Below are 25021 nucleotides of genomic sequence, written 5' to 3' on the forward strand. Positions count from 1 at the left end.
CGGTCATCAGAATCTCAATCTCATCTCATCTTGCAAGGAGATCGTCCTGTAGAATTGAGCTGAGCCACTGTACCTGATCTAGGTATACGCAGATGGCCGTGATCGTCTTACAGGTTCGGCGCATAGCCGAGCGCAAATGCAACAGAAAGCCGCCAACCCCGCAACGGATAGAGGGGATGGTGGCTTTTTCTGGTGGCTTTCGCTTACCTTTCGCTTACTTCCGGGAAGCCGGTTCCCATTCCGCATACATCTCCGGCACGAACTTCACTTCCGGATAGCTGCTGTCAGCTCCCGCCGCCAGCTCGCCGCCATCTCCCTTCAGATGCTTATTGAAGAAGTCGAGAATGTATGCTTTCACGATGCGGTCGGAGCGCTTCGGATCGATATTCCCGTTCAAGCCGATATACTTCAGCACTGGAGAGATGAACTGAGCGTCAGAGAAATTGTAGTGCTTCGTATCCTCCACATACAAGATGGACGCTCCGTTCTGCGCGAGCTGCTTCAGATGCGCCAGATCCTGCTCGAACTCCGCTTGATGCGACTCGAACTCCTCTCGGGTAGCCCCCAACTTGTCCAGCTCTTCGTCGGTGAACGTATTCTGTTCCACGAGCTTCTTCTGATTCTGATAGACTTCATCGGATAGCATGAACATGAACGGCTTGCCTAGTGCCGCTTCCCCGCGCTTCCTGAACAGCGGACCGTCCATGTTGATGGAGGCTTTGATTCTGGCATCGAATGCCGAATCGTAAGCGGTAGCGCCGCCGAAGGAGTGGCCGAATACGCCGATCCGGTCCAGCGCCAGCTTGCCCGCTGCTTCGCCTGCTATCTCGCCGGACTGAAGCTTCTCCAATTGATCCAGCACGAACGCCACATCCTCCGTCCATACTTTGCCGATCGCATCCAGTGTCTCGATTTCGAAGCCCAGCTTGGAGGTCGTGTTCGTCGTTACTCTGCCATCCGGGAAGAAGGTCGCGAATGTGCTATACGTATGGTCAATTGAAGCGACAATATAGCCTTGGCTGGCCAGCTCCTCCGCTTGCGACACATGGAATTGCCGGGTCGTGCCGAATCCGTGATTAAGAACGATGACGGGGTAAGCTTCCTGATCGCCGGCAATCTCCGCACCTGCATAGGAGTGGCTTGGAATATATTTCAGATAGTCGCCGAACGCCTCTACGGGTCCCTTCAGGCCGCCCAGCATCTCTGCAATCTGCTCGCTCTCTGACATCCGGGCCATGTCCGGGAAGAAGAGCTCGGGCTGCCCGCTTGTCCGCTCCGCAGGATACCACAGCTGGACGATCAGCTCCCGATTGCCCTCTGGCTGGTCATCGAACGTCTCTTCGCGCGCTTCGTCGATCCAGTGGAATTGCTCTGTCCCAATCGCATATTGCCCAGTAGGCTCGGGCATCTTCACGACCGGGAAGGCATACAGCAGCAGACCGGTCTTGAGCAGCAGAAGCGAGACGATGGTGTAGAAGGGAATCGTCAGCATCTTGGACAATCGTCGCCGCTCTTTCCCTGTCATATAGTCCATCGTCGCCATCGTGACGGCGATTATGGTGAACAAGTAAGGCACGATAAGGTGAATGCGGTACCCTTCCAGCGTTACATGCAGGACAAGCAGCAGGGCGCTCACACCGCCCGCAATTAGCAGGTGGAGACGGCGGTTGTGCTTTGCGGTCAGCAGGAACGCCAGATAACCGATATTGCTGGCGAGCAGCAGCCATTCGAATATTCTCATGTTGAATCATCCTCCCATTGATGTGTTAATGCCATTTTAGTAGGGAGGATTATCTTTTTTATGTCGCAATTCTTACTTGTTTCTTACTGCTGCCGCTGTCTCCTATAAAAAGTAAACATCACTTCCTAAAAAACTGGATTGTTGGAGAGCAACAACATAGGCATAATGAGTTCATATCCATTCGAGGGGGAGAGGAAATGGCGATGAATAGTAGAAAGTGGCTGCTCGGCGGCATGGCTGCCGCATTGGCTCTCGGACTGACGGCATGCGGCGGAGGCAGCAACAACTCGACAAACAATCAGCAGTCATCCAAGCCTGCAGACGAAGAGCGCACCGATGACAAGACATCCGGCGAAGAGAAAGTGACGATTACGTTCCAGAATATTTATCCGGACCCGTCCGATCCGAAGCATCAGATGCTGCGCACCATTGTAGACAATTACGAAGCGGAGCATCCCGGCGTGAAGATCGAGCTGGACTCGCTCAATACCGATCAGCAGAAGCTGAAGCTGAAGACGCAGGCCGCTTCCAAGGAAGTGCCGGACATTACGATCGTCAATCCGTCGGCGCAGATGAAGCCGTTCGTAGAAGCGGATCTGTTCGCGCCGCTGAACGAGATGGTGGAGAAGAACGGCCTGAGGGATACGTTCCAGGAGGGCATTCTGGATTACTATACGTTCGACGGGAATCTCTATGCGCTGCCTGACGGCAACAACATCGCCATCTTCTATTACAATAAAGCTCTGTTCCAGCAGGCGGGCGCTGAAGTGCCTGCGACCTTCGAGGAATTGGTAGAGACGGCCAAGACGATTAGAGCGGCCGGCATTACGCCGATTGCCATCGGAGAGAAGGATTCCTGGACGGGTTCCTTCCTGTTCATGAACGTACTGCTTCGCACGAATGGCGGTCCGGGCTTCCTGCAAGACATCGTCGATGGCAAGAAGACGTTCCAGGACCCCGCTTTCCTTGAAGCGGTCGACGCTTTCCAGTCCCTCGTGCAGGCAGACGCATTCCAGGAGGGCGCCACTTCGTTCGATTATAATGCGGGCGAGAACTTGTTCAAGACGGGCAAGGCGGCCATGTACTTCATGGGAACGTGGGCGACCGGAGGAATTGAGACCTCGGAAGTCAACAAGGATGACAATATCGGCGTCTTCAAGTTCCCGACTGTGAACGGCAACGGGAGCGAGAACGAATTCATGCTGGCTCCCGGCAGCGCCTTCGCGGTATCCAAGCACAGCAAGCATCTGGAAGAGACGCTGGACTTCCTGAACTACTTCATGCTGCATTATCCGAAGGAAGCGTTCAAGCTGAAGGGCGCCGTCGGCGTGGCGCAAAATATTGACGAGGACTTCGCAGCTGCCGGCTACTCCGGAATGGCCATGGAAGTGCTTGGCTTGTTCAAGGAAGTGAAGGGCGGGGATATCGCGTTCGACAACACGATGAATCCGGGCACGGCTCAAGTGCACCTGTCCAGCATACAGAAGCTGTTCGTCGCGAAGAAGGATGCGGCCGATGTGGCCAAGGAGCATCAGAAGGCATACGACGAAAATAATTAATGTGCATCTGAGGGCCAGGGAGAGGAACCTCTCCCTTCCCTTGGCTGGAAAGCTTGGAAGGAGAATGAATGCCTTGAATGTACTGAAAGTATCGAAGTGGACGATCGCGGCATTCGTGCTGCCTCTCTTATTGCTGTACGTCACCCTCGTGTTCGTCCCGATTGTTGTATCCTTCTACAACGGACTGCTGGATTGGAACGGCATCGGAAAATCGACGTTTGTCGGACTGGACAACTTCCGGAGAATGCTGACCGGCGACGATGTGTTCTGGCCGGCGGTGGGACGAACCTTCTTGCTGGCGGGCTTCTCCATGCTGGTCCAGTTGCCGATTGCGCTGCTCGTAGCCATACTCATTAGCCGTTATGTGCGCAAGCCTAACGTTCTTGTCTCCAGCTATTTTCTGCCTGTTATTCTGTCTGTTGTCGTCATCGGCCAACTGTGGAAGACGATCTACAATCCGGCGTCGATGGGGGGCATGCTGAACCAGATCTTGATCAAGCTGGGACTTGAGGACTGGACACGCGCATGGCTGAGCGAGCCCCGCCTGGCGATATTCGCCATCATTGCGGTCGCGCTGTGGCAATATCTTGGCTACCATATCCTCATTCAGTTCACAGGCATACAGAATATACCCTCCGATATATACGAAGCGGCGAAGATTGACGGTGCCGACGGCTATAAGGCAGACCGCTACATTACGCTGCCGATGATCGTCCCTATCTTCAAAATTTCCGTCGTGCTGTCGTTCATCGGCTCGCTGCAATCCTTCGATCTGATCATGGTCATGACCGGAGGCGGCCCCGCTCATTCGACTGAAGTGCTGGCCAGTCATATGTACAACATGTCGTTCCTGTCCCAGAAGTACGGATATGGCAGCGCAATCGCCATCTTCCTGATCGTTGTCTGCCTGGCTGCGACCGTACTGATCAATTTCCTGTTCAATCGTCTGGACAAAAAGTACTCGTAAGAAGGGGGAGCTTCGCGTGAGCCGATCTGCGACGATGACCGTTGTCTCCGTTCATCCTGCCAAAGACAGAAGAAACAGAAGCTTGTCTCCGGCCAAAGTCCTCATTAGCATCTTGCTGGGAACGCTGCTCGTTACGCAGCTATACCCGCTTATATGGCTGTTCTTGTATTCCTTTAAGACGAATGAGGAGATATTGTCGGGAAGCTTCTTCGCCTTGCCGTCGCAATGGCAAGTTCAGAATTATGCCGACGCCATTGCAGGGGGCAACTATTGGCGATATTTGATGAACAGCTTGCTCGTCACCTCGGTGACGATGGCTGGCGTTATATTGCTCGCTTCCTTAACGTCGTTCGCCATTACAAGATTTCGCTGGAAGTACGGTCAGCATGTCCTGCTCGTTTTTTTGCTCGGCATGATGATTCCGATGCAAGGCACGCTGCTGCCGCTTATGATCATGTTCAAAAAAATCGATATTTTAAATACACATGCTTCGCTCATTTTGCCCTATATTGCGTTCCAGACCCCGGTTGCCCTGTTTATATTGAGTGGCTTCATGCGAACGATACCGCATGAAATAGAGGAATCGGGTATAATGGACGGAGCGGGAGTGTTCCGGATTTTCCGCAGCATTGTATTGCCGATATCGATGCCGCCGGTCGTTACGGTATGCATTCTGACGTTCATTAATATATGGAACGAATATATATTGGCCGCCACCTTCATCTCGTCGGAGAGGCTGAAGACGCTGCCCTTCGGCGTATACAGCTTCGTCAGCCAATATTCGGTCAACTACGGCGCGATCGGCGCATTTCTCGTGCTTGGCGCATTGCCTGTCATTCTCATCTACTTCGTGCTGGCAGAGAGAATTACGAGAGGTATGGTCGCCGGAGCCGTAAAAGGATAGTGGTTCCAATGAACAGATTCGATTCCATCCATGGTCGCTTATTCCCCATATTCCTGCTCAGCATGCTGGGCTTGCTGCTTGTCGTGACGGTCGTCTATTACAACCGGGCCACGGACCAGATCAGGGAGAAGGTGAGCGCGATGGCGGAGAAAAATATATCGCAGACGGTCGGCTTGTTCGATCTGATGCTGCAAGGGTACGACAGCGTCACAAGAGCGCTTAACAGCAACAACGAATTGGTGCGAATGCTGCAGCAATACGGAGGAGCGGAACCAGTGGAAGCGGTTCAACTGGAGAAGCGCATTACGGACGTGATCGGTGCCGTCTATTATTCCAGGAAAGATATTGTAGGTATCCACATTCTTACGAATAAAGACAAGGTGTTCAGCTTCGAGAAGTCGTTCGGCGCTTCCGTCAGGGATTATGCCCGGACGGCCTGGTTCGCGGAGTTGAAGGCATCGACAGGCGAGATGAAATGGTTGGGCGTATTCCCGGAATCGCTGCTTAGCGAGGGAATAAACCAGCCTGTTTTCGCATTCGGCCGTCAGCTATTCGATCTCGACACCTTGAAGACGATCGGCGTCGTCTTGATCGAGACGGATGCCGAAGCGATGCTGTCGGCGCTGTCCAATGCCAGTCTGGGACCTGGCAGCGAAGTGATTATCCGAGATGCCGCCGGAACGGATATGCTGAGCACACTGTCCGCATCGAACGCTTCCTTGGAGCTTGCCGGGAATTGGCCTGAAGCGGAGCTAGTCGGCAACCGGATTATCGTACGGGAGACGGCGGATGCCATGATGACGGCGGCGAGAATCGGACTGGCGGACTGGACGATGATCGGCATTACCCCGAACCGGGAGCTGCAGCTGGAGCTGAAGGAGACGCAGCAATTTCTGCTGACGCTGTCGCTTCTGTTAATCGTGGCATCCACCGTGCTTGCGACGCTTGTGTCGCGTTCGTTCTCTTCGCCCTTCAAGCGGCTGATCGGGCAGATGAAGCGGGTGGAGCTTGGCAACTTCAAGGGAGAGGTGCAGGTTCGTTCCTATTATGAGATTAACGTGCTGGTAGGTTCCTTCAACCGCATGGTCCGGCAGATGGATGAGCTGATCGAACGGACGAAGCTGGCTTCCATCAGCGAGAAGAACGCTCAGCTGCAGGCGCTGCAAGCGCAAGTCAACCCCCACTTCCTGTTCAATACGCTCGATATGATCTATTGGATGCTGGACGAGCGGGAGAATGATCGGCTCGGCAGGGTCATCCTGGCTCTGTCCAGCATGTTCAGGTACAGCAGCGATTGGGAAGATGCTTCGCGTGCGAAGCTGTGCAACGAGCTGGAGCAATTCAGGCATTACTTCGCAATCATTGAGACGAGGATGGCCGGCCGTATTCGTACTTCCATTGAGGTGGAGGAGCGCTGGCTGGATTTGGAGGTGCCCAAAATGATCTTGCAGCCGATCGTTGAGAATGCGGTGAAATACGGGCTTGAGCCCTCGAAGCGGCAGCAGCGGGAGGGGCGGCTCCGTGTATATTCCCGTCAGGCGGCGGGGAAGCTGGAGATCGTTGTAGAGGATGATGGAGTCGGCATGGAGGAAGAGACGCTCCATCGGTTGCGGGATGCGCTGGAAGACATGCAGGAGCCGGGAGCCGCAAGTGAAGAACCGAGGTTGCGCCGCGGCATCGGATTGCTGAATGTGCACCGCAGAATAAGGTTAATGTATGGGAACGGCTACGGCTTGCATATAACAAGCGTATGCGGGCAAGGCACCGCGGTTGCAGCCTCGTTCCCGATGCCGGGCGGAGAGGGAGGCGGCTGGAATGAACATTCTTGTGGTAGATGACGAAGAGGTCATACGCACGGGCATTGAACGGACGATACGCCGCTACTTTCCCCATTACGCCATCTATATGGCTGCGGATGTGGAAGAAGCGGCAGAGCTGCTTCAGCGGTGGCCGATGGATCTGGTGCTTACCGACGTGCTTATGCCCGGCATGACCGGGCTGGAGCTGATCGAGCTTTCGTTGAAGCGTCATTCGCATATTCAGTGGGTTGTGATATCCGCCCATTCCGAATTTGCTTATGCGCAAGAAGCGGTTCGGTTAGGAGCGAGAGATTACTTGTTGAAGCCGATTGGCAGAGACATCCTGATTGGGAAGATCAGCGAGCTCGCAGCGGAGATTGAGCAGGCCCATGAACGGGATAAGGAAGCGCAGCTGCTGAGCCGGAATTTGCATGTGCTGCGCAGCGCCGTATTCGCCCGTCTGGCCTCCGGTCTGGATCTGGGCGGTATCGATCTGACGTCCATCGTCGGCAGCCACCCTCACTTTCAATTAATAATGGTGCGCATGGATAGCGATGCCGATCTTACGCTGGAGCATTTCATTGTGGACAATGTGCTGTCGGAATTGATTGATCAAGCCGGTGAAGGCTTCGTCGCCAATGTGTATGCCAGGAGCTTGCTCGGTCTGGTGACGCTGCGGGAGGAAGGGGGCATGCGTTCGCTTATCGAGCGGTTGCGCGCGCATCTGAAGCGGTATTTGAAGATTCCATTTCAAGTGCTGCATACGGAACGGATGACGGATCTATCCGCTGTGCCGCGGCAAGTCAGTCATATGCTCAAGACGTCCGAGTCCGGTGTCTACGACCATTGCGCCAGCGGCGGGGAGAAGGCGGTGGAGGTGGCGCTGCAATATATTCACGCCCGCTTCTCGTCGGAGTTGACGCTGGAGAAGGTAGCCGCTGTCGTCTACCTGAATCCGGTCTATCTGAGTCAATTGTTCAAGCAGAAGACCGGCGGCGGATTCAAGGAATATGTGACCGGGCTGCGACTGGAGCGTGCGATGGAGATGCTGTGGGGAACGGAGCTGAAGATCAGCGACATCGCGGAGCGGGTCGGCTACCCCGATGTGCGGCATTTCTCGCAAGTATTCCGCAAGAAGAGCGGCTGCACGCCATCGGAGTTCCGCCAGCGGAATATGTCGTGCAGTCAGCCGGAATAGCGTGTAGAGTGTAGAGTGTGCCAAGCTCACGCTGGTAGTTCGAGGCTTCGCGGGTGCGTCTCGGCGGTGGTGCGATTGTACGAAAAATCGTACAAAAGAGTTGGGTCGAGCGTCTGGAGCGGGTGGTTTGTATGAAAAATCGTACAATCGTGGCAAATATGCACCGGCAGGCAGTGGAGTTGTACGAAAAATCGTACAAAAGTGACGGATCGAGCGTCTGGAGCGGGTGGTTTGTATGAAAAATCGTACAAACGTGGCAGATATGCACCGGCAGGCAGTGAAGTTGTACGAAAAATCGTACAAAAGAGTTGGATCGAGCGTCTGGAGCGGGTGGTTTGTATGAAAAATCGTACAAACGTGGCAGATATGCACCGGCAGGCAGTGGAGTTGTACGAAAAATCGTACAAAAGAGTTGGATCGAGTGCTGAGGTGAGGTGGTTTGTATGGAAAATCGTACAAACGTGGCAGATATGCACCGGCAGGCAGTGGAGTTGTACGAAAAATCGTACAAAAAAGTTGGATCGAGCGTCTGGGGCGGGTGATTTGTATGGAAAATCGTACAAATCTGGCAAATATGCACCGGCAGGCAGTGGAGTTGTACGAAAAATCGTACAAAAGAGTTGGATCGAGTGCTGAGGTGAGGTGGTTTGTATGAAATATCGAACACCTCCTTGAGTGCGAGCCTTTAGTTTCAATTGCGTGCACGAAATGGAATAGACAATAGTTGGAAGGGAGCCTTTGCAATTGCATCAATTGCGAGGCTCTTTTTCGTGCCGACATGCAGCGCGATAGGGGCCGAAAAGAAGGATAGCGCATCAGCCTGAGGGAGGAGAGTAACTGGTTAAGCGGCGGCTGAAGGGGATGGCACATAGCTTGGAGCGACGGGAGTAGCTGGTTAGTCGGCAGCAGAACATAGCGCATAGCTTGATGCAGGATAAGTAGCAGGATATTTGTCATAACGTGTAGAATAGTCCAAGGTATACCTTGTTTTTGGAACAAATGCCAGGTGTGCTGCGTATTAACTTAGGGTAGTTGACGGTATGACTGCTCTAATGAGAGCTATCCGAATGGGCTGTAATGACCGATAGGAATGTTGTCAAGGAAAACTTGGCACAAGAGAGCATACCCCTTGAAATTCGAAAATAGGTTAAGTCATAGCGAAGGAGGTGTGTACGGGTGGGTGCCATGAAATGGCTGAAACTGGCGGGATTGGTCGTCGGCATAACGATTATGAATGTCATCGTACTGTCGCCGGGACTGCTGGGGCTGCGAATAGGCGGGGACAGCGCTATTGAGACCGCTTTCGCTGCGACTGTACTCATTATGAGCCTGATTGTCCTTCTATATGGCAGCTACGTGCTGACGAAGCCAACCGCTATCGTGCCAGTACAGCATATTCAGTCGCATGAGGACTATGCGGCCGCGCTGGAGCGCTACAGAGATGTCAAGCCGTTGGCGAAGGAGATCGTGCTGGCATTGGATCAATTGGAACGGATCGTGAGGAAGAAGGGGGCCTTGATGGAGGTGCTGAGCCAGCGCTTCCAGCCGCAAGAGCTTAGCTATAGGAAGTTCACCGCTGTCATTGCGGAAGTGGAGAAGCTGTTCTATGCCAACTGCAGAAGCATGCTGAACAAATTGGGCGTATTCGATGCTTCGGAGTTCTCCAGGCTTGCGAGCGGGGAGTTGCCCAATCGCTTCTCGAGCAAGCTTCTGCATGAGAAACGGGAGCTCTATGCTTCCTATATGTCGGCGGTATCCGGCTACCTGGATGCGAATGAGAGCATCCTGCTGAAGCTCGACAAGCTGCTGCTTGAGATCGCGCGGCTGGACAGCATGGATTATCGGGATGTCGAGAATATGGCATGCATGAAGGAGATTGACGCACTAATCAAGCAGACGAAATATTATCAGGCATGAAAGGGAGATGGGAATGGCCAGCAGAGGGAAATCAGGGAAAACGTTCATCACAATGCTGCTGATCGCAGTCGTTGTGTTCGGTCTTGTGTATGTCGGCATCAGCTTGACGTCCGACTTGGGGAAATCCAAAACAGAAATTACAGTGGAAAATGCGGATAACCAATTGAATAAGCTATATAAGAACATACAGGTGTCCAATGCGGCGACGATAAAAGGGCAGATCGATATCGATCCCGTATCCGTCGGCGATTCATTGCCGGACATATCAAAATTTCCTGTCACGGTAGAGTCTTCGACGAACAGCTATGTGGAAATCTTCTCTTCCACGGAGAAGTCCGGAACAGGGACCGACGGCTGGCTGAATGAAGTGGCGCAAGTTTTCAACCAGGCCGGCATTGAGGTGAACGGCAACACCGCTTCTGTCAAAATACGCAGCATCGCCTCCGGTACCGCTACAGATTACATAAGGTCGGGCAAGTATGTGCCGGACGCCTTCTCGCCTTCCAACGAATATTGGGGGGAGATGGTGAAAGCACAGGGGGTGAAGACCGAGCTGGTGACGAAGCGGCTTGTCGGCAATGTGACAGGGGTAGTGACGAAGAAAGCGAAATACGATGAACTGGTTGATAAATACGGCTCTCTGAATGTAAAGACAATTACGGATGCAATTGCGGCCAATGAGCTTGCTATGGGCTATACGGACCCGTTCGCCAGCTCGACAGGCTTGAACTTCCTGGTGACGGCGCTGGCCACATTCGACAGCTCCAATCTGCTGGGAGAGCAAGCCGTGCAAGGCTTCGAGAAATTCCAGGCGAATGTGCCGTTCATCGCTTCCACGACGCTCCAGATGAGAGATGCGGCGAAGACGGGCATGCTGGATGCCTTCGTCATGGAGTATCAGTCTTACGTGAACGCTGCGGATATGCAGGGGGGCTATGTATTCACGCCGTTCGGCGTACGTCACGACAGTCCGCTCTATGCGCTTGGCGACTTGCCGCAGGAGAAGCTGGACATTATTTCCGCCTTCGCCGCGTTCGCAGCCGAAGACGCCTACCAGCGGAAAGCGGAAGAGATGGGCTTCAACGGACACGAAGAGTATATGGCGGAGCTGGAGACGGTTGACGGCAATACACTGTCGGCTGCGCAGAAGCTCTGGAAGGAGAAGAAGAACGGGAACAAGCCGGTCGTCGCCGTATTCGTGGCCGATGTGTCTGGCAGTATGGACGGCGAGCCGCTCCATCGGCTGAAGCAGTCGCTGTTGACGGGACAGAAGTATCTGGGCCGCGACAACAGCATCGGATTCGTCTCTTATGCCAACGATGTGACGATCAATCTGCCGATCGGGAAGTACGATACGAATCAGCAGTCCATGTTCGTCGGCGCGATTAACAGTCTGCAAGCTGGAGGGGGAACGGCTACATTCGACGGGATCGTCGTCGCCATGAAGATGCTGCAGGAGGAGATGGCGGTTAACCCCGACGTCAAGCCGCTTATATTCGTCCTGAGCGACGGGGAGACGAACGAAGGACATTCCTTGAACGACATCCGGGATCTGATCGAAGCGTATCGCATTCCGGTCTATACGATCGGCTACAACGCCAATATACAAGCGCTGCAGAGTATTTCCAGCATTAATGAGGCGGCCAGCATCAATGCCGACACGGAAGATGTCGTGTACAAGATCGGCAATCTTCTCAACGTGCAGATGTAACGGTCTGTCACGATTATAAGGAGGGGTACAGATGACGTTCACAATGGAAGTGGCAAGCCAGGAGAAGATCAGGTCGGCGATTGCCGAGCAGGTGCAGCCGGAGCCGGAGGAAGTGTCGCAGCTGAGAGAGCTGGCGCAGAGCAACGTGGCGGCGATATTGGACTTGGATATGGAATCGCTGGAGAAGCGGAAGTCTGTGCTGCAGTCGATCGACAGCTTCGGCATGGGCACGCTGCGTTCCTCCTCCGATAAAAACTCGCTTCTGCAAGTGTCCGTAGGCAACTTGTCGAAGGCGGGCGATGAAGGCGGGCAGGTCGCCAAGGATTTGACAGAGCTGAATATTCAGCTGAAGGATCTGGACCCCAGCGTCATTGACTTCGCCAAGAGCGGCCTGCTGGGCAAGCTGTTCAACCCGATGCGCAGATACTTCGCCAAGTATCAGAAGGCCGATTCCGTCATTACCGATATTATCGTCTCTCTGGAGAAGGGGAAGTCCGTCTTGAAGAACGACAATACGACGCTGGAATTCGAGCAGCAGGCGCTCAGGGAGCTGACGAAGAAGCTGGAGAAGGAGGTGCGGCTCGGCTCTATCATGGATACGGAGATCGAAGCGCAGGTCGAGGCGGCCAAGCTGCGTCAGGAATCGGAGGATCGAATCCGGTTCATTACGGAAGAGGTGCTGTTCCCGCTCAGACAGCGCGTCATGGACCTGCAGCAGATGCAGGTAGTCAACCAGCAGGGAATTATGGCGATCGAGGTGGTCATGCGCAATAACAAGGAGCTCATTAGAGGGGTGGACAGAGCAAGGAACGTCACAGTATCCGCGCTTCGCATTGCGGTCACCGTAGCCAGCGCGCTGTATAACCAGCGCATTGTATTGAAGAAGATCGAGATGCTGAACCAGACGACGGACAATCTGATCAGCAGCACCTCCAGAATGCTGAAGGATCAGGGGGCGGCTATCCACAAGCAGTCGCTGGAGACCAGCATCTCTGTCGAGACGCTGAAGCAAGCGTTCACGGATGTCATGTCCGCGCTTGACTCGATCAGCACTTACAAGCAGGAGGCGCTTCCCCGCATGCGCGATACGATCCATCAGTTCCGGGAGCTGGCCGATGCCGGAGAAGAGCAGATCCAGCGGCTGGAGAAGGGGCAGCGGCTGGAGCTATAGCTTGCGTCGCAACCCCCTCACAGCTGATGCTGTTTTCTGTATTCGCCCGGCGTGATTCCGATCGATTGCTTGAATCTTCGGATGAAGCTGTTTACGTTGAAATAGCCGACTTCAGTTGCGATATCCTTAAGCGGAAGCTTGCTGGTAACCAGCAATTGCTTGGCTTTATCAAGCTTCAGCTGGATTTCATATTCCAGCAGGCTGGTGCCGGTCTGTTCTTTGAACAGCTGGCTCAGACTGGCTTGCGACATGTGGAAGTGATCCGCCACTTGCTGGACCGAATAGTCGAAGTCCATATAATGCTCTTGAATATAACCGAGTATATTGTCCAGAAGGGTGCCGTTATGGCCCCTTTTTATTTTTTCGAGCGACTCGCTAATATCCCGGCTTAATTGCTTGACCGTCTCCACAAGCTCTTCGACCGATTCATATTCCGCAAGGAGGAATACATCGGGATAATCCAATGGGAGGTGGTATTGCTGTTTATTCAACTCCTTGATCGTCTGTATGACGGCGCTTATCATTTCGAATCCGATCAGCTTGACGATGAACAGGGACGGGCGTTCATGCTTGAGAAAGTGAATGATCGATTGCAGCACCCGCTCGATCTCATCGATATCGCCTTGCCGAATATACAGCTTGAGCTTCTCGGCGGCAAGCTGCGGGTACGCGTCGAGATTGACCGCGTCCGATGCGCACTCCCGCCAAAAGATGACGCGCCCCGTCCCTTTGACCAGCCTGTAGTCAACGGCGGACATGCCTTCTATGTAAGATCGGGGAATGAGAGGAACGTCCCTGTAGGCAGTGCCTATGCCGACGGTGGTGTGAAGCTGGAAGCGTTCCAGCAATTGCTCCTGAATACCGGAGAAGATGTCGCTCAGGCGAGCCTCTTCTCTTTCTTCGCTTGCCAGCACCAATACGAGTTTATTTTGATCCGTGTGATCTCTGGCGTATCCTTCAAGCTCATCAGGCAGCGCTTGTTCGATAGCAGTCAATACGGCGTCGATATCCGGCATTCCATTGTAACCCAGTTGAAAGACGACGGCGCGAAGCCATGGCTTTGTGATCGTTAGATTGATTTCCTTCGCGCTATCTCGCAATTGCTCCAGCGTTCCGAACTTTCCCTTCAATACCTGGAACAGAAAGTACTCCTTCGCCGCTACTGCCCCATCCTCAATTCTGGCATGAAGCTCCGTATTCTGATTGTTCAAATAGGCAATCGCATGCTGAACGCTTTCCAGCTCATTGCTTCTCGGCGTGTGATCGCTCCATATCCCATCGGCATATTGCTTCAGGCGGCGAATAGGGCGGTAATTCATTCCCATCAAGTAATAGATGATCGCTCCGCCAATGACAAGAATGGAGCACAATACAAAAATAAACAGCAGCTTTAATGACGTAATTCTCTGCATAACCTCACTTACGGGTACAAGGGTCATATAAGTCCAACGTGTATCTTCAGACTTCAGGTAAGAGAACAGATAGTCTCTCCCGTCCAGCGTCAAGGTTCTGTTCGTGCCGGATGCGGATTGCTGAAGCGCTTGGCGAAATTGATCGGAATGAAGGTATGAAGCATTTGATAAAGCGCTTACAATGTTGCCCTGCTCATCAAATACAGCCGTATTTCCATTGTAATGCTGCATCGAAGTGGCAAGCACACTATGGAAGGCTTGTTCGGGAACGAGGAACAGAACGGTTCGGGTAGCCTTGAATCCGTTATACGACAACGGAGATAGAAAAGTCACGTATTTGACCGGCTCCGCATTGTCATTGCTGTACACCATATCCATAGTCCGGACTTCCGGTTTGGCAATCGTATTCACTGCCTCTGTGAAATCTTTAAGAGACCAATTCTCATAACGATAAATGCTCGCAAGAAGCATGGGTAGCGAATTGGAGCCGGTAGATGTGTAGATGTAGTCGTCGCTGCGATGATACAGCAAAATATCGGCTATAAAATCATGGGTGATTTTATATTCTTTCAATTCCTCCACAACAACGGTGGAATGCAATGGATCATCGAGAAACAAGAACGGCTTTAAATGCTGGTTGATAGATAGTTGATTCGTAATGATCCGAATTTGCCGCACCTTATCATCTATATCATCCTGCGTTCGTTCCAGCTGCGTTAGGTTGGCTGCCAGAATATCCTGCTTGATAATGTTGATAAAGTAGAAATAGATGAGTCCTCCCAAAATCAGAAACGGGACAAGCAAGATGGCAATATAGGAAACAAGATGTTTGACAAATAAACTGTCGGTCCTCACGGTTCTCTGTTTTTGCAATGCGTGATCCCCCTCTTGATGCTGCTATCTCTCGTGTTATTATAGCATTCTTAGTGAAGCTGCAGCGCCAAATGATAAAAGTGCATATTGCGATGAAATGCATATCGATTGACTGAAAAGCCCGGGAAACGGCGTCGTTGCAGCGAAAGTGAGGGTGTGTACTCCGGGGGGGAAGTGCATATATACATCATGTAAGCGCTTCTAGTATTGTTAATGGCATGACAGCAGAGCATAAAAGGAGGCAGTGCATGTGGCACATACAGACATGACTATGATACGGAGAAAAGCCGGCCCCGTTATCGTAAAGGCATCACCCTGGAGAAAGATGATTCGCGATTATCAGCTCTATCTATTGGCTCTTCCAGCCGTTGCCTATTTATTTATTTTTCACTATATTCCGATGTACGGCGTCACGATCGCCTTGAAGCATTACAATCCGCTGCAAGGCATACTGGGCAGTCCATGGGCCGGTTTTCAGCACTTTGAGCGGTTTTTCAACCTATACCAGTTTTGGCCGCTAATTAAAAATACGATCGGTCTCAGCTTATATCAACTGATCGCAGGTTTTCCCGTTCCTATTGTACTGGCGCTCCTGCTGAACCAGACCCGAAACAAACGATTCAAATCGATTGTCCAGACCGTCACCTACGCGCCTCACTTTATTTCTATCGTTGTACTCGTTGGGATGGTTACGTTATTCCTCTCGCCGCGATCCGGCTTCATCAATCATTTGATTATGGCATTCGGGGGAGAAGCGATTCTGTTCATGGGCGAACCCGCTTACTTTAAAACGATCTATGTTCTGTCGGGTATATGGCAGAATATGGGGTGGTCCAGCATTATCTACCTGGCTGCACTGGCTTCCATCAGTCCGGAATTGTATGAAGCGGCCAAGGTGGACGGCGCCAGCAAGTGGAAGCAGATCCTTCATATCGATATTCCCGGCATTATGCCGACGGCGATCATTTTGCTCATTCTGAATGTGGGACAATTGTTGAATGTAGGATTTCATAAAGTCTACTTGATGCAAAATCCGCTGACGGAAGCTTCTCAGGAGATTATCTCCACTTATATTTACAAAGTGGGATTGATTCATGCGCAATACAGCTTCTCGACGGCTGTCGGGTTATTTAATGCCTTGATCAATATTGTGCTCTTGTTCGGCGTCAATTACTTCGCTCGCCGCGTATCGAACTCAAGCTTATGGTAGGAGAAAGGCTGGTCACGCAATGAATAAGAAATATATATCGGAAGATCGATATTTCGACTGGATGAACTACGCCCTGTTGTCGGTTATTGTGGTCATCATACTGTATCCGCTTTATTTTATCATCATCGCTTCCGTATCGGACCCCACTTATGTGAATAGCGGAGCGTTAAGCTTTTGGCCGAAAGGATTTATGATGAGCGGCTACGAGAGAGTATTCGCTTATACGCAGGTGTGGATCGGTTATCGGAATACGGTATTCTACACGATTGTCGGCACGATTCTCAATGTTTTCCTGACGATGGGCATCGCTTATACATTAAGCCGCAAGCGGTTCTACGGCAAGCGATTGCTGACGTTTTACTTGCTGGTTCCCATGTTTTTCAGCGGCGGTTTAATCCCGACCTTCCTGCTCGTGAAGAGCCTTGGGCTCTACAATTCATGGCTGGCAGTGATTCTGGTCAACGCCGTCAGTATATTTAATGTCATCATCGCCCGTACCTTCATTCAAGGCTCGATACCCGAAGAGCTCTATGAAGCGGCGCAAATCGATGGCTGCAACCACTTTACTTACTTTTTCCGCATTATTTTGCCGCTGTCGGGCTCTATTCTTGCGGTGCTGTTCCTTTATTACGGGGTAGAGCATTGGAATGATTTCTTCACCTCATTGGTGTATTTGAATGATTCTAATTTATTCTCGCTGCAGCTTGTCCTGCGGGGCATATTGATTCAAAGCACGGTGCAAGCGGATCTGGTGACGGGCACAGAGGATCTGGTCCGTCAGCAAAATGAAATCGAGCAGATGAAATACGCGCTAATTATTATTACAACGATTCCTCTTCTGGTCGTTTATCCGTTCGTGCAGAGGTACTTTGTGAAAGGCGTAATGATTGGCTCGGTTAAAGCCTAGCGGCTTCTCGAAACGGCGTCTTATTATATAAAGACAAGGTTTCTTAAGCGAATAGCATAATACAGGAGGATCACACATGAACAAAACAGGAATGGGAGTCGCATCGATTGCCCTGCTTGTGTTGCTGGCAGGCTGTTCGGGCGGTCAAAACGGTGTGCAAAACGGGGGGCAAAACGGAGCGAATGCCGGTCAGAAGGCGAATGAAAGCGCAAATCCGTCGGCAAGTACATTGCCTGAAGCGGGAACGCTACCGCTGTCCAATGAGCCGGTGACGCTCAAAATCGGGACGGTTGTCGTGGACGGGGCTCCGGCCAGCAAGGATGTTGTGCTGTGGCAAGAGATTGAGGAGCAGACGAATGTGCATATCGACTTCCAGGATGTCAACAAGAGCCAATGGCCTGAGAAGAAGGGACTGGCATTCGCAAGCAACGAGCTGCCGGAGGCCTATGTCGGGAATGGCATCCTGACGGATGTGGAGCTTTTGAATTACGGCGCGAGCGGGCCAATTGTTCCGCTGGAGGATCTGATTGAAGAGCACGCGCCTAATCTGAAGAAGGCGTTCCAGGAATATCCGGAGCTGAAGCAGCAAATTACGGCGCCCGACGGTCATATTTACGCGATTCCTTCCTTCAATGACGACTGGCAGCTACCGAAGGTGGATGCGCCGCTATTCGTCAATAAGAGCTGGTTGGAAGCGGTGGGAATGGAACCGCCGACAACGACCGAGCAATTCGAGGAAATGCTGAAAGCGTTCAAGGACAACGATCTCAACGGCAACGGGAAAGCGGACGAGATTCCTTACGCCGTGAGCAAGGACTTCGGCTACTTCGTCGATATTCTGGGCACTTTCGGCGTCATGGATACCGATTTCAAGACGCATATCGGACTGGAGGACGGCAAGGCCGTCTACACCTATGCGAAGCCGGAGCTGAAGGAGGCGGCCGCCTATCTGCATAAGCTGTACTCCGAAGGCCTGATCGATAAAGAAGTGTTTACCCAGGACAGCAGAAGCTTCGGCGCCAAGGTGAAGACGGTTCCCCGTATCGTCGGCGTATTCCAGGGCTGGCGCAGCACAGCATGGGTCAATCAGCCGGAAGAGATGGGCGATTACATCGCGATCGGACCGCTGGCAGGGCCGAGCGGCGACCGGCAGTGGCGCAAGATCAAGAGCGGCTTGTCGAACCGCGGTTCATTCGTCATTACGAATGCAGCACAAAACAAAGAGCTTCTCATCCGATGGGCAGATCATCTCCTTAGCGACGATATTCAAATGCAGATGGCCAATTCAGGGCGATTTGGCGACTATCTAGAGAAGACGAGCGACAACAAAGTGAAGCTGCTGCGTCATCTGGACTTCACGAATCCAGTGGAAAGCACGAATACGCCGGGCAATCAATCGCGAATCGTGTTCATGACAGAAAGCAATTCGAAGCGCCTGAGCGATGCGACTGCGGTTGCGGCGGAGAAGGCGGAATACGACAAGCTGTACCTGGATTACTTCCCGGAGGAGGTGTATCCGCAAGTGTTCCTAAGCGCTGAAGAATCTCAGGAGATCGCTACAGTGGGCAAGGACATCATCTCGTATTCGGACAGCATGCTGGCCCAATGGATTGTCAACGGCGGCGTCGAGAAGGATTGGGATGCGTACTTGAAGAAGCTGAACGATATGGGAATGAGCCGCTATATCGAGATTTACCAGCAAGCGCTCGATCGGCAGAATGCCGCCGATTAATTGGAGCGACTAAATTAACGGTTACCCTAAAAATGCGAGGTGCTTAACTTGAATCGATCTATCGTATGCGAGCCTTTGAACAAGGATTGGGCAGCGATGAAGATGCCTGAGCGCGCCTTGTTCGATGAAGCGCTTGCTTACAGTGTTGAGAAGGTGAGGGGGAATCTGGGCGAGTATACCGACCAGTTCTTATCCCCTGCCGGCAAGAACAATAATTACTGGCCTGAGGACAATGTGGATTGGACGAACGGATTCTGGAGCGGTATGATCTGGACCGCTTATGCGCTGACAGAGGATGAGCAATTCCTGCGGTCGGGCCGAATTCATAGTGAGTCCTTCAAGAAACGGCTGGAGCAAGACGTCGTTCTGCAGCACCATGATATCGGGTTCCTGTATACGCCATCCTGCGTGGCGGATTATAAGCTGACCGGTGATACGACAGCCAGGGATACAGCCATTGGAGCCGCGAATCGGCTCGCCCGATTGTACAGGCCCGTTCCCGGCATTATTCAGCGCGGCGGAGATATGGCGGATCTGTCGCACCGCTTCACCGGCATATTCATTGTAGACTGCCTTATGAACATTCCTCTGTGGTATTGGGCTGCGGAAGAGACGGGGAACAAGGATTGGCAAGAGATGGCTTACCAGCATGCCAAGAACAGCCTGATTGCGCTTGTGCAGGATAACGGCGCCGTCGTGCAGCATGGGCATGCCGATGTCCGGACAGGCGAGCTAACCTGCGATCCGGAAGCTTCGCAGGGCAAGGGCGGATGGGATGCCTGCTGGTCCAGAGGACAGGCTTGGGCCATGTACGGGTTCGCATTGTCTTACAGCTATACGAAGGATCGGCGCTTCCTGGAAGCGGCGCAATGCTTGACGAATTATTACCTGAATCGGCTGCCGGACGACCTGATCGCCAACTGGGATTTGGCGTATACGGAAGATGATGCGCAGCGGGATACTTCGGCGGCGGCCATTGCCATCTGCGGCATGCTGGAGCTGGCATCGCATCTCCCCATATACGACGAATACAAGCAAACTCTGGAGAGAGCGGCGCTGAAGATGCTGGAATCCTTGACGAGGAATTATCTGACTACGAAGGAAGACGGCTCCAACGCCTTGCTGAAGGGCGGCGTCTACGCGTATCGGATCGACAACGGCATCAATGAGCCGTGCGTTTGGGGAGATTACTATTATATGGAGGCGCTGTGGCGAGTGCTTCGCTCATTCAACAGATTCTGGTAAATCTTGCGAATATCCTGACGCATGAATCAAAGGAGGAATCAAGCAAATGAAGAGACTCAAGAAATCCAGTTGCTTGTTGCTATTAATGTGCATGATTTCGGCACTTCTTGTGCCTGTGTCTGAACGGACGGCATACGCCTCTGATGAATACGATCTGCTAAGGGTAAAATGGACGGACTACTTGACGGGAGGCGGCGGGTATAATCCCGCCGATCCCGATATTGCCGCCGCTATCACGGCAATAACGGATAAAGCTTCCAACGCCGGAGGGACGGGCGCTTGGGATACAATGGACACAAGTCCGGGGCGGACTTATCTGTGGAGCGACTTGACCAGTACGACGAATTCCGGCCATCTGACGAGTAATTACAGCCGACTGCGGGATATGGCTGTCGCTTATTCGACTGTCGGATCGACGCTATATCAGGATACAGCTCTGGAGAGCGCCATTGTCGGCGGTCTGGACTGGATGTACGCCAATCGGTATAACGAATTAACCGCCAAGTACGGGAACAACTGGCATTGGGACATTGGCGCTCCTCTTGTTCTGGGCGATGTTATGGCGTTAATGTACGATTCCTTGTCCGCTGCTCAGATTGCGAACTACAGCGCTGCGGTCGACCACTTCACACCGGGAGTCGGAGCCGTCGATACGGGGGCTAATCGGCTGGACAAGGCACTTATTCTTATGCTTCGCGGCATTGTCGGCAAAGACAGCGGCAAGCTTACGCAAGCCCGGGATGCCGTCAGCGCTGCACTGCCCGACGTGTCCTACAGCAAGTGGCAGGCCAATATGGCATATGGCGACCGAGACGGGTTCTATTCGGATGGCTCCTTCATCCAGCATAACTATGTTCCCTCTACTGGCTCCTACGGCATCGGACTGCTCGGCGGAGTGACCAAGCTGACCATGGTGCTCCAAGGCTCGACGTGGACAATTACCGATCCTAACCTAAGCCATGTATATGACTGGGTTACGGAAGTATTCGATCCTCATATCTACCGGGGATTGGTAATGCATGGCGTTATGGGAAGAAGCATCGCACGGTCCAAAATCTACAGAGGACCGGACATGTATGTCCTGCGCCTGTCGGAAAGCGCTTCGCCTGCCCAGGCAGCGTTATTCAAAAGTATGGTAAAATACTGGATTGAAGCGGACTCTACGCTGGCCAACCCTTATGAAAATCGGCGGATTAGCGACATCGCACTATTGAAATCGCTTACAGATGATGCATCTATCTCCCCTCGGGGAGATCTGACCCTGCATAAGCAATTTTCGGTGATGGATCGCATCGTCCACTTAAGGCCAGGCTTCGCCTTCGGAGTCAGCATGTCGTCTTCGCGCATATACAATTACGAGTCCATTAACGGAGAAAACCTGAAGGGCTGGTATACCGGTGAGGGCATGACCTACTTGTACAACAATGATCTAAATCAGTATACAGACGCCTTCTGGCCGACGGTGAACGCTTATCGCTTGCCGGGCACGACTTCGGATGGCGCTACCAGGAGTCAGGGATATGCATCCACGAAATCTTGGGTTGGCGGTTCTGTCATTGATCGTGAATACGGAGCGGCAGGCATGGATCTTGATCCCCATAACAGCAGTCTGTCGGGCAAAAAATCCTGGTTCATGTTCGATGATGAGATCGTCGCCTTGGGGGCAGGCATAACGAGTACGGACAATCGCGACGTGGAGACGATCGTAGACAACCGGATGCTGAACGCCGCCGGCGATAATACGCTTACCGTGGACGGAACAGTCCGCTCCGGACTGCTGAATTGGTCCGAATCGATGAGCGATGCCAGGTGGGCGCATCTGGCGGGGAACGCGGCGGATTCCGATATCGGCTACTACTTCCCGCAATCTCCGACGGTGCATGGCCTGCGTGAAGCGAGAACGGGCAGCTGGCAGCAGATTCACAGCGGTGGAGATTCTGCACCGCTGACAAGGAATTACTTGAGTCTGGCACTGAACCACGGTATGAATCCGACCGACGCCTCCTATTCTTATGTTCTGCTGCCGAACAAGAGCGCGGCTGCCACATCCGGCTACAGCGCTGATCCCGACATCACAATTATGGCCAATAATGCCCATGTGCAGGCCGTCCATGAGAAGGATGCCGGGGTGACGGCTGCCAACTTCTGGAGTCCGGGGACAGTCGGGCCGATCCGATCCTCTAATCCTGCATCGGTCATGATAAGAGAGAATGGCAATGAACTGACGATTGCGGTGTCCGATCCCACTATGCTGCAAAACGAAGTGGCGGTCGAGCTGGGGAGAGCTGGCTTGTGCATAGAGAGCTATGACCCCGAAGTGTCGATCAAGCAATTTACTCCGACGATCAAATTGGCGGTGGACACGACGCAATCATGGGGGAAAACCTATACAGTCAAATTCAAGTACAATCCCGAAGTAGAGGTGCCTCTGACGGAGACGCTGCTGCCTGCCGCCGATGCTTATGTAAGAGGAGGCGTACACGGCAACAACAATTACGGTTCCTCCAGCTTCGCGGTAATCCAGGATGCCGTGAATCCGGATTACAGCCGCAAAACCTATCTGAAATTCAATCTGCCTGACGGGGCGGAGATCCAATCCGCCAAGCTGCGCATTCACGGTAGAAACGCGACAGATACGCTCCCTGTAACCGTCAAAGCTTACGGGACGGCGGACAATTGGACGGAGAACGGCATCACATGGAATAATGCGCCGTCTGCCGCTACTGCCATGCTCTCCTCTTCTGGCGTAGACAATATCCCTGCTTACCATGAATTCGACGTAACCGAATTTGTGCAGGGCGAGACGGAGGATGGCGTCGTCTCCTTTGTCCTGTTAAGTGATGGTGATGAAGGGGAATACCTGGATTTCAGCACAAGAGAAAGCGCCGACAATAAGCCGGAATTGGTTATTGTCTACTAGGATCAACGCAGTTCATGCAGCCCTTGTGCTGCATGAACTGCGCTGTCGCTGTCGCCATTTCTGTTATCTCCGCAAGGCTTGCTATCCGGTTTTATTGATCCATTCACGATGAATGGGGCTTTTTCCATACTTCTGCTTGAATAGCCTATACGAACTGATGGGGGAGTAGCACGAGGCGCTGGCATTGACACAACATGAGAACGTGCTTAGTGATCGGTGGATGTTTGCTCCGCCGCCTGCATCAGCTCATAAATTTTGCGAGTCGTATTTACATTGCGTACTGTAATCAGCTTGTACAGCTTGGTGCCGATAATTTTGGACAGGCCGCTCTTCGTCACATTTTCACGGTCTGACGACCAGATGACCGCTCCGGGAGCGTAGACGACCCGGTCAATCTCCGGCTTCAATGGCAATTGCTCCATAACGGATTCGTCATTGACTTCATCCCACAGGAAGAGTACATCGCATTTCATCGTCTGATCGTTCACCCAAGTATCCGGTAATGCATCGATAACATTCCTGAATTCATTCAAGCTTCGGACCACTACTCGTATATGCAACCCGAAATCGGCGTGAATGGCTTCTTCCAATAGCGAGACCATTTCTCCTTTAGTCATAGTCTGATGCGTATAGATGATATTGCCCGTATTAATATAAGTTTTAACGTTATTCATGCCCACGCGTTCAAATGTTTTTTTAAGCTCCTTCATATCGATCTTATTGTTTCCGCCGACATTAATTCCTCTCAGCAAAGCCACATAAACCAACGATATTCCTCCTATCGATATTCCATGTATAATTGAGATAAAACGAATAAGCAATTTCGTTGCACATGTGTGCGGCAAGATGGGTAGTTGTTAAGGTTTGATCTTATAGTATCGCAGTTGTAAAGAAATGTATATCGTAGAAGACGAACGGGGAGGAAGATTGAAGTGCGCTTCAGCTTCACAGACTTTCTCAACGATCTGATATTATCGGTGCGGGAAATGCAAGGGAAAGTTGAATAAAGTGCTGTATGGTAGAAGGTGAAGGGGATGAAGAATGGACTGGGTTCAACGAATGAATAAAGCGGTTGACTATATAGAGGAACATCTTGCGGATAAGATCGATTACGGTGAAGCGGCAAAAATAGTCGGCTGCTCCATGCATCACTTTCAGCGTATTTTTCCGTATATGGCCAATGTGTCGCTCTCGGAGTATGTCCGTCGCAGGCGTCTTACATTGGCTGCGTATGAGCTTCAGAACAGTGGCGTGAAAGTGATCGATCTTGCGCTTAAGTATGGTTATGACTCTCCGGAAGCCTTCGCTCGCGCATTCCAGAAGCTGCATGGCACGACGCCCAGTGCGGCTCGAAGCTCCGGCGTCAGGCTCCAGGCTTATTCTCCCATCACCTTCCAGATTACAGTACGAGGAGTGGAAGGAATGAACTACCGTATCGAACAGTTGGATCAATTTTCAGTGGTGGGGATACAAGAACGGGTGCTTATGGAGGAATCGTTCCATCGTATCCAACCGGCAACAAGTACCTTCAGACATGGTTAGCAGAGACTTTCCGGCAGCGACGTGGGCGGTATTCGAGGCGGAAGGGTCCCCCGATGCTCTGCAAGGCGTCTGGCAGAGGCTCTATACGGAATGGGTGCCGGCTTCTGCCTACGAGCTGGCATACTTGCCTGCGATAGAATGCTACTTGCCGCGGGAGCGTAACATGAACGAGCTGTGGGTACCGGTCTTGAAGAAACAAATCGCGGGTTAAGG

General features: G+C 52.4%; 18 protein-coding genes. 15 read left to right on the plus strand and 3 right to left on the minus strand.

Annotated elements, in window-relative coordinates:
* Positions 1 to 214: 214 nt before the first annotated feature.
* On the minus strand, positions 215 to 1741 hold the full coding sequence (locus M6D81_RS25500; RefSeq protein ID WP_262679995.1) for an alpha/beta hydrolase family protein: 1527 nt from the start codon (positions 1739 to 1741) through the stop codon (positions 215 to 217).
* A gap of 197 nt (positions 1742 to 1938) precedes the next feature.
* On the opposite strand from M6D81_RS25500, the gene M6D81_RS25505 reads away from it, so the two are divergent.
* The 8 genes from M6D81_RS25505 (at position 1939) to M6D81_RS25540 (ending at position 12967) form a co-directional block, all read left to right on the plus strand.
* Positions 1939 to 3300: an extracellular solute-binding protein gene (locus M6D81_RS25505; protein ID WP_410795794.1), complete on the plus strand. Its 1362-nt coding sequence runs from the start codon at positions 1939 to 1941 to the stop codon at positions 3298 to 3300.
* Positions 3301 to 3373: 73 nt separating this feature from the next.
* A complete protein-coding gene (locus M6D81_RS25510) occupies positions 3374 to 4267 on the plus strand; it encodes a carbohydrate ABC transporter permease (protein ID WP_262679996.1) in 894 nt (297 codons plus the stop codon).
* A gap of 16 nt (positions 4268 to 4283) precedes the next feature.
* Positions 4284 to 5171, plus strand: a complete 888-nt coding sequence (locus tag M6D81_RS25515; RefSeq protein ID WP_410795795.1) for a carbohydrate ABC transporter permease — start codon at positions 4284 to 4286, stop codon at positions 5169 to 5171.
* A gap of 8 nt (positions 5172 to 5179) precedes the next feature.
* Positions 5180 to 7009 carry a sensor histidine kinase gene (locus tag M6D81_RS25520; RefSeq protein ID WP_262679997.1) on the plus strand — a complete coding sequence of 610 codons (1830 nt, stop codon included), beginning with the start codon at positions 5180 to 5182 and terminating at the stop codon, positions 7007 to 7009.
* Positions 6987 to 8168, plus strand: coding sequence for a response regulator (locus M6D81_RS25525; RefSeq protein ID WP_262679998.1), 1182 nt, complete (start codon positions 6987 to 6989; stop codon positions 8166 to 8168). Before M6D81_RS25520 ends, M6D81_RS25525 begins: the two co-directional genes overlap by 23 nt.
* Positions 8169 to 9353: 1185 nt before the next feature.
* A complete protein-coding gene (locus tag M6D81_RS25530; protein WP_262680022.1) occupies positions 9354 to 10085 on the plus strand; it encodes a hypothetical protein in 732 nt (243 codons plus the stop codon).
* Between the two features lie 13 nt (positions 10086 to 10098).
* Complete coding sequence (locus tag M6D81_RS25535) at positions 10099 to 11796, plus strand: vWA domain-containing protein (RefSeq protein ID WP_262679999.1); 1698 nt, start codon at positions 10099 to 10101, stop codon at positions 11794 to 11796.
* A gap of 31 nt (positions 11797 to 11827) precedes the next feature.
* Positions 11828 to 12967, plus strand: a complete 1140-nt coding sequence (locus M6D81_RS25540; protein WP_262680000.1) for a toxic anion resistance protein — start codon at positions 11828 to 11830, stop codon at positions 12965 to 12967.
* A 17-nt stretch (positions 12968 to 12984) separates the two neighbouring features.
* Here M6D81_RS25540 and M6D81_RS25545 read toward each other — a convergent pair whose 3' ends face one another.
* The gene (locus M6D81_RS25545) at positions 12985 to 15252 is read right to left on the minus strand and encodes a helix-turn-helix domain-containing protein (RefSeq protein WP_262680001.1); all 2268 of its coding nucleotides are present in this window, start codon (positions 15250 to 15252) and stop codon (positions 12985 to 12987) included.
* Positions 15253 to 15523: 271 nt separating this feature from the next.
* Here M6D81_RS25545 and M6D81_RS25550 point away from each other — a divergent pair, with 271 nt between their 5' ends.
* The 5 genes from M6D81_RS25550 to M6D81_RS25570 all read left to right on the plus strand — a co-directional run bounded on the left by M6D81_RS25550 (position 15524) and on the right by M6D81_RS25570 (position 23266).
* Entirely contained in the window at positions 15524 to 16462 is a 939-nt protein-coding gene (locus M6D81_RS25550; protein ID WP_262680023.1) for an ABC transporter permease, read from the plus strand.
* 19 nt (positions 16463 to 16481) lie between these two features.
* A complete protein-coding gene (locus M6D81_RS25555; protein ID WP_262680002.1) occupies positions 16482 to 17369 on the plus strand; it encodes a carbohydrate ABC transporter permease in 888 nt (295 codons plus the stop codon).
* 76 nt (positions 17370 to 17445) lie between these two features.
* Complete coding sequence (locus M6D81_RS25560; protein ID WP_262680003.1) at positions 17446 to 19101, plus strand: type 2 periplasmic-binding domain-containing protein; 1656 nt, start codon at positions 17446 to 17448, stop codon at positions 19099 to 19101.
* A 48-nt stretch (positions 19102 to 19149) separates the two neighbouring features.
* Positions 19150 to 20346: a glycoside hydrolase family 88 protein gene (locus tag M6D81_RS25565; protein WP_262680004.1), complete on the plus strand. Its 1197-nt coding sequence runs from the start codon at positions 19150 to 19152 to the stop codon at positions 20344 to 20346.
* Between the two features lie 46 nt (positions 20347 to 20392).
* The gene (locus tag M6D81_RS25570) at positions 20393 to 23266 is read left to right on the plus strand and encodes a polysaccharide lyase family 8 super-sandwich domain-containing protein (protein ID WP_262680005.1); all 2874 of its coding nucleotides are present in this window, start codon (positions 20393 to 20395) and stop codon (positions 23264 to 23266) included.
* 206 nt (positions 23267 to 23472) lie between these two features.
* On the opposite strand, the gene M6D81_RS25575 is transcribed toward M6D81_RS25570, so the two are convergent.
* Complete coding sequence (locus tag M6D81_RS25575) at positions 23473 to 24033, minus strand: DUF1697 domain-containing protein (RefSeq protein WP_262680006.1); 561 nt, start codon at positions 24031 to 24033, stop codon at positions 23473 to 23475.
* Positions 24034 to 24307: 274 nt separating this feature from the next.
* Between M6D81_RS25575 and M6D81_RS25580 the strand changes: the two genes are divergently transcribed.
* Positions 24308 to 24808 (plus strand): helix-turn-helix transcriptional regulator, encoded by a 501-nt coding sequence (locus M6D81_RS25580; protein ID WP_262680007.1) that lies wholly within the window; start codon positions 24308 to 24310, stop codon positions 24806 to 24808.
* A complete protein-coding gene (locus M6D81_RS25585; RefSeq protein WP_262680008.1) occupies positions 24801 to 25019 on the plus strand; it encodes a GyrI-like domain-containing protein in 219 nt (72 codons plus the stop codon). The genes M6D81_RS25580 and M6D81_RS25585 overlap by 8 nt, the downstream gene beginning before the upstream one ends.
* Positions 25020 to 25021 lie beyond the last annotated feature (2 nt).

The sequence above is a fragment of the Paenibacillus sp. J5C2022 genome (assembly GCF_025567625.1).
Taxonomy (GTDB): Bacteria; Bacillota; Bacilli; order Paenibacillales; family Paenibacillaceae; genus Pristimantibacillus.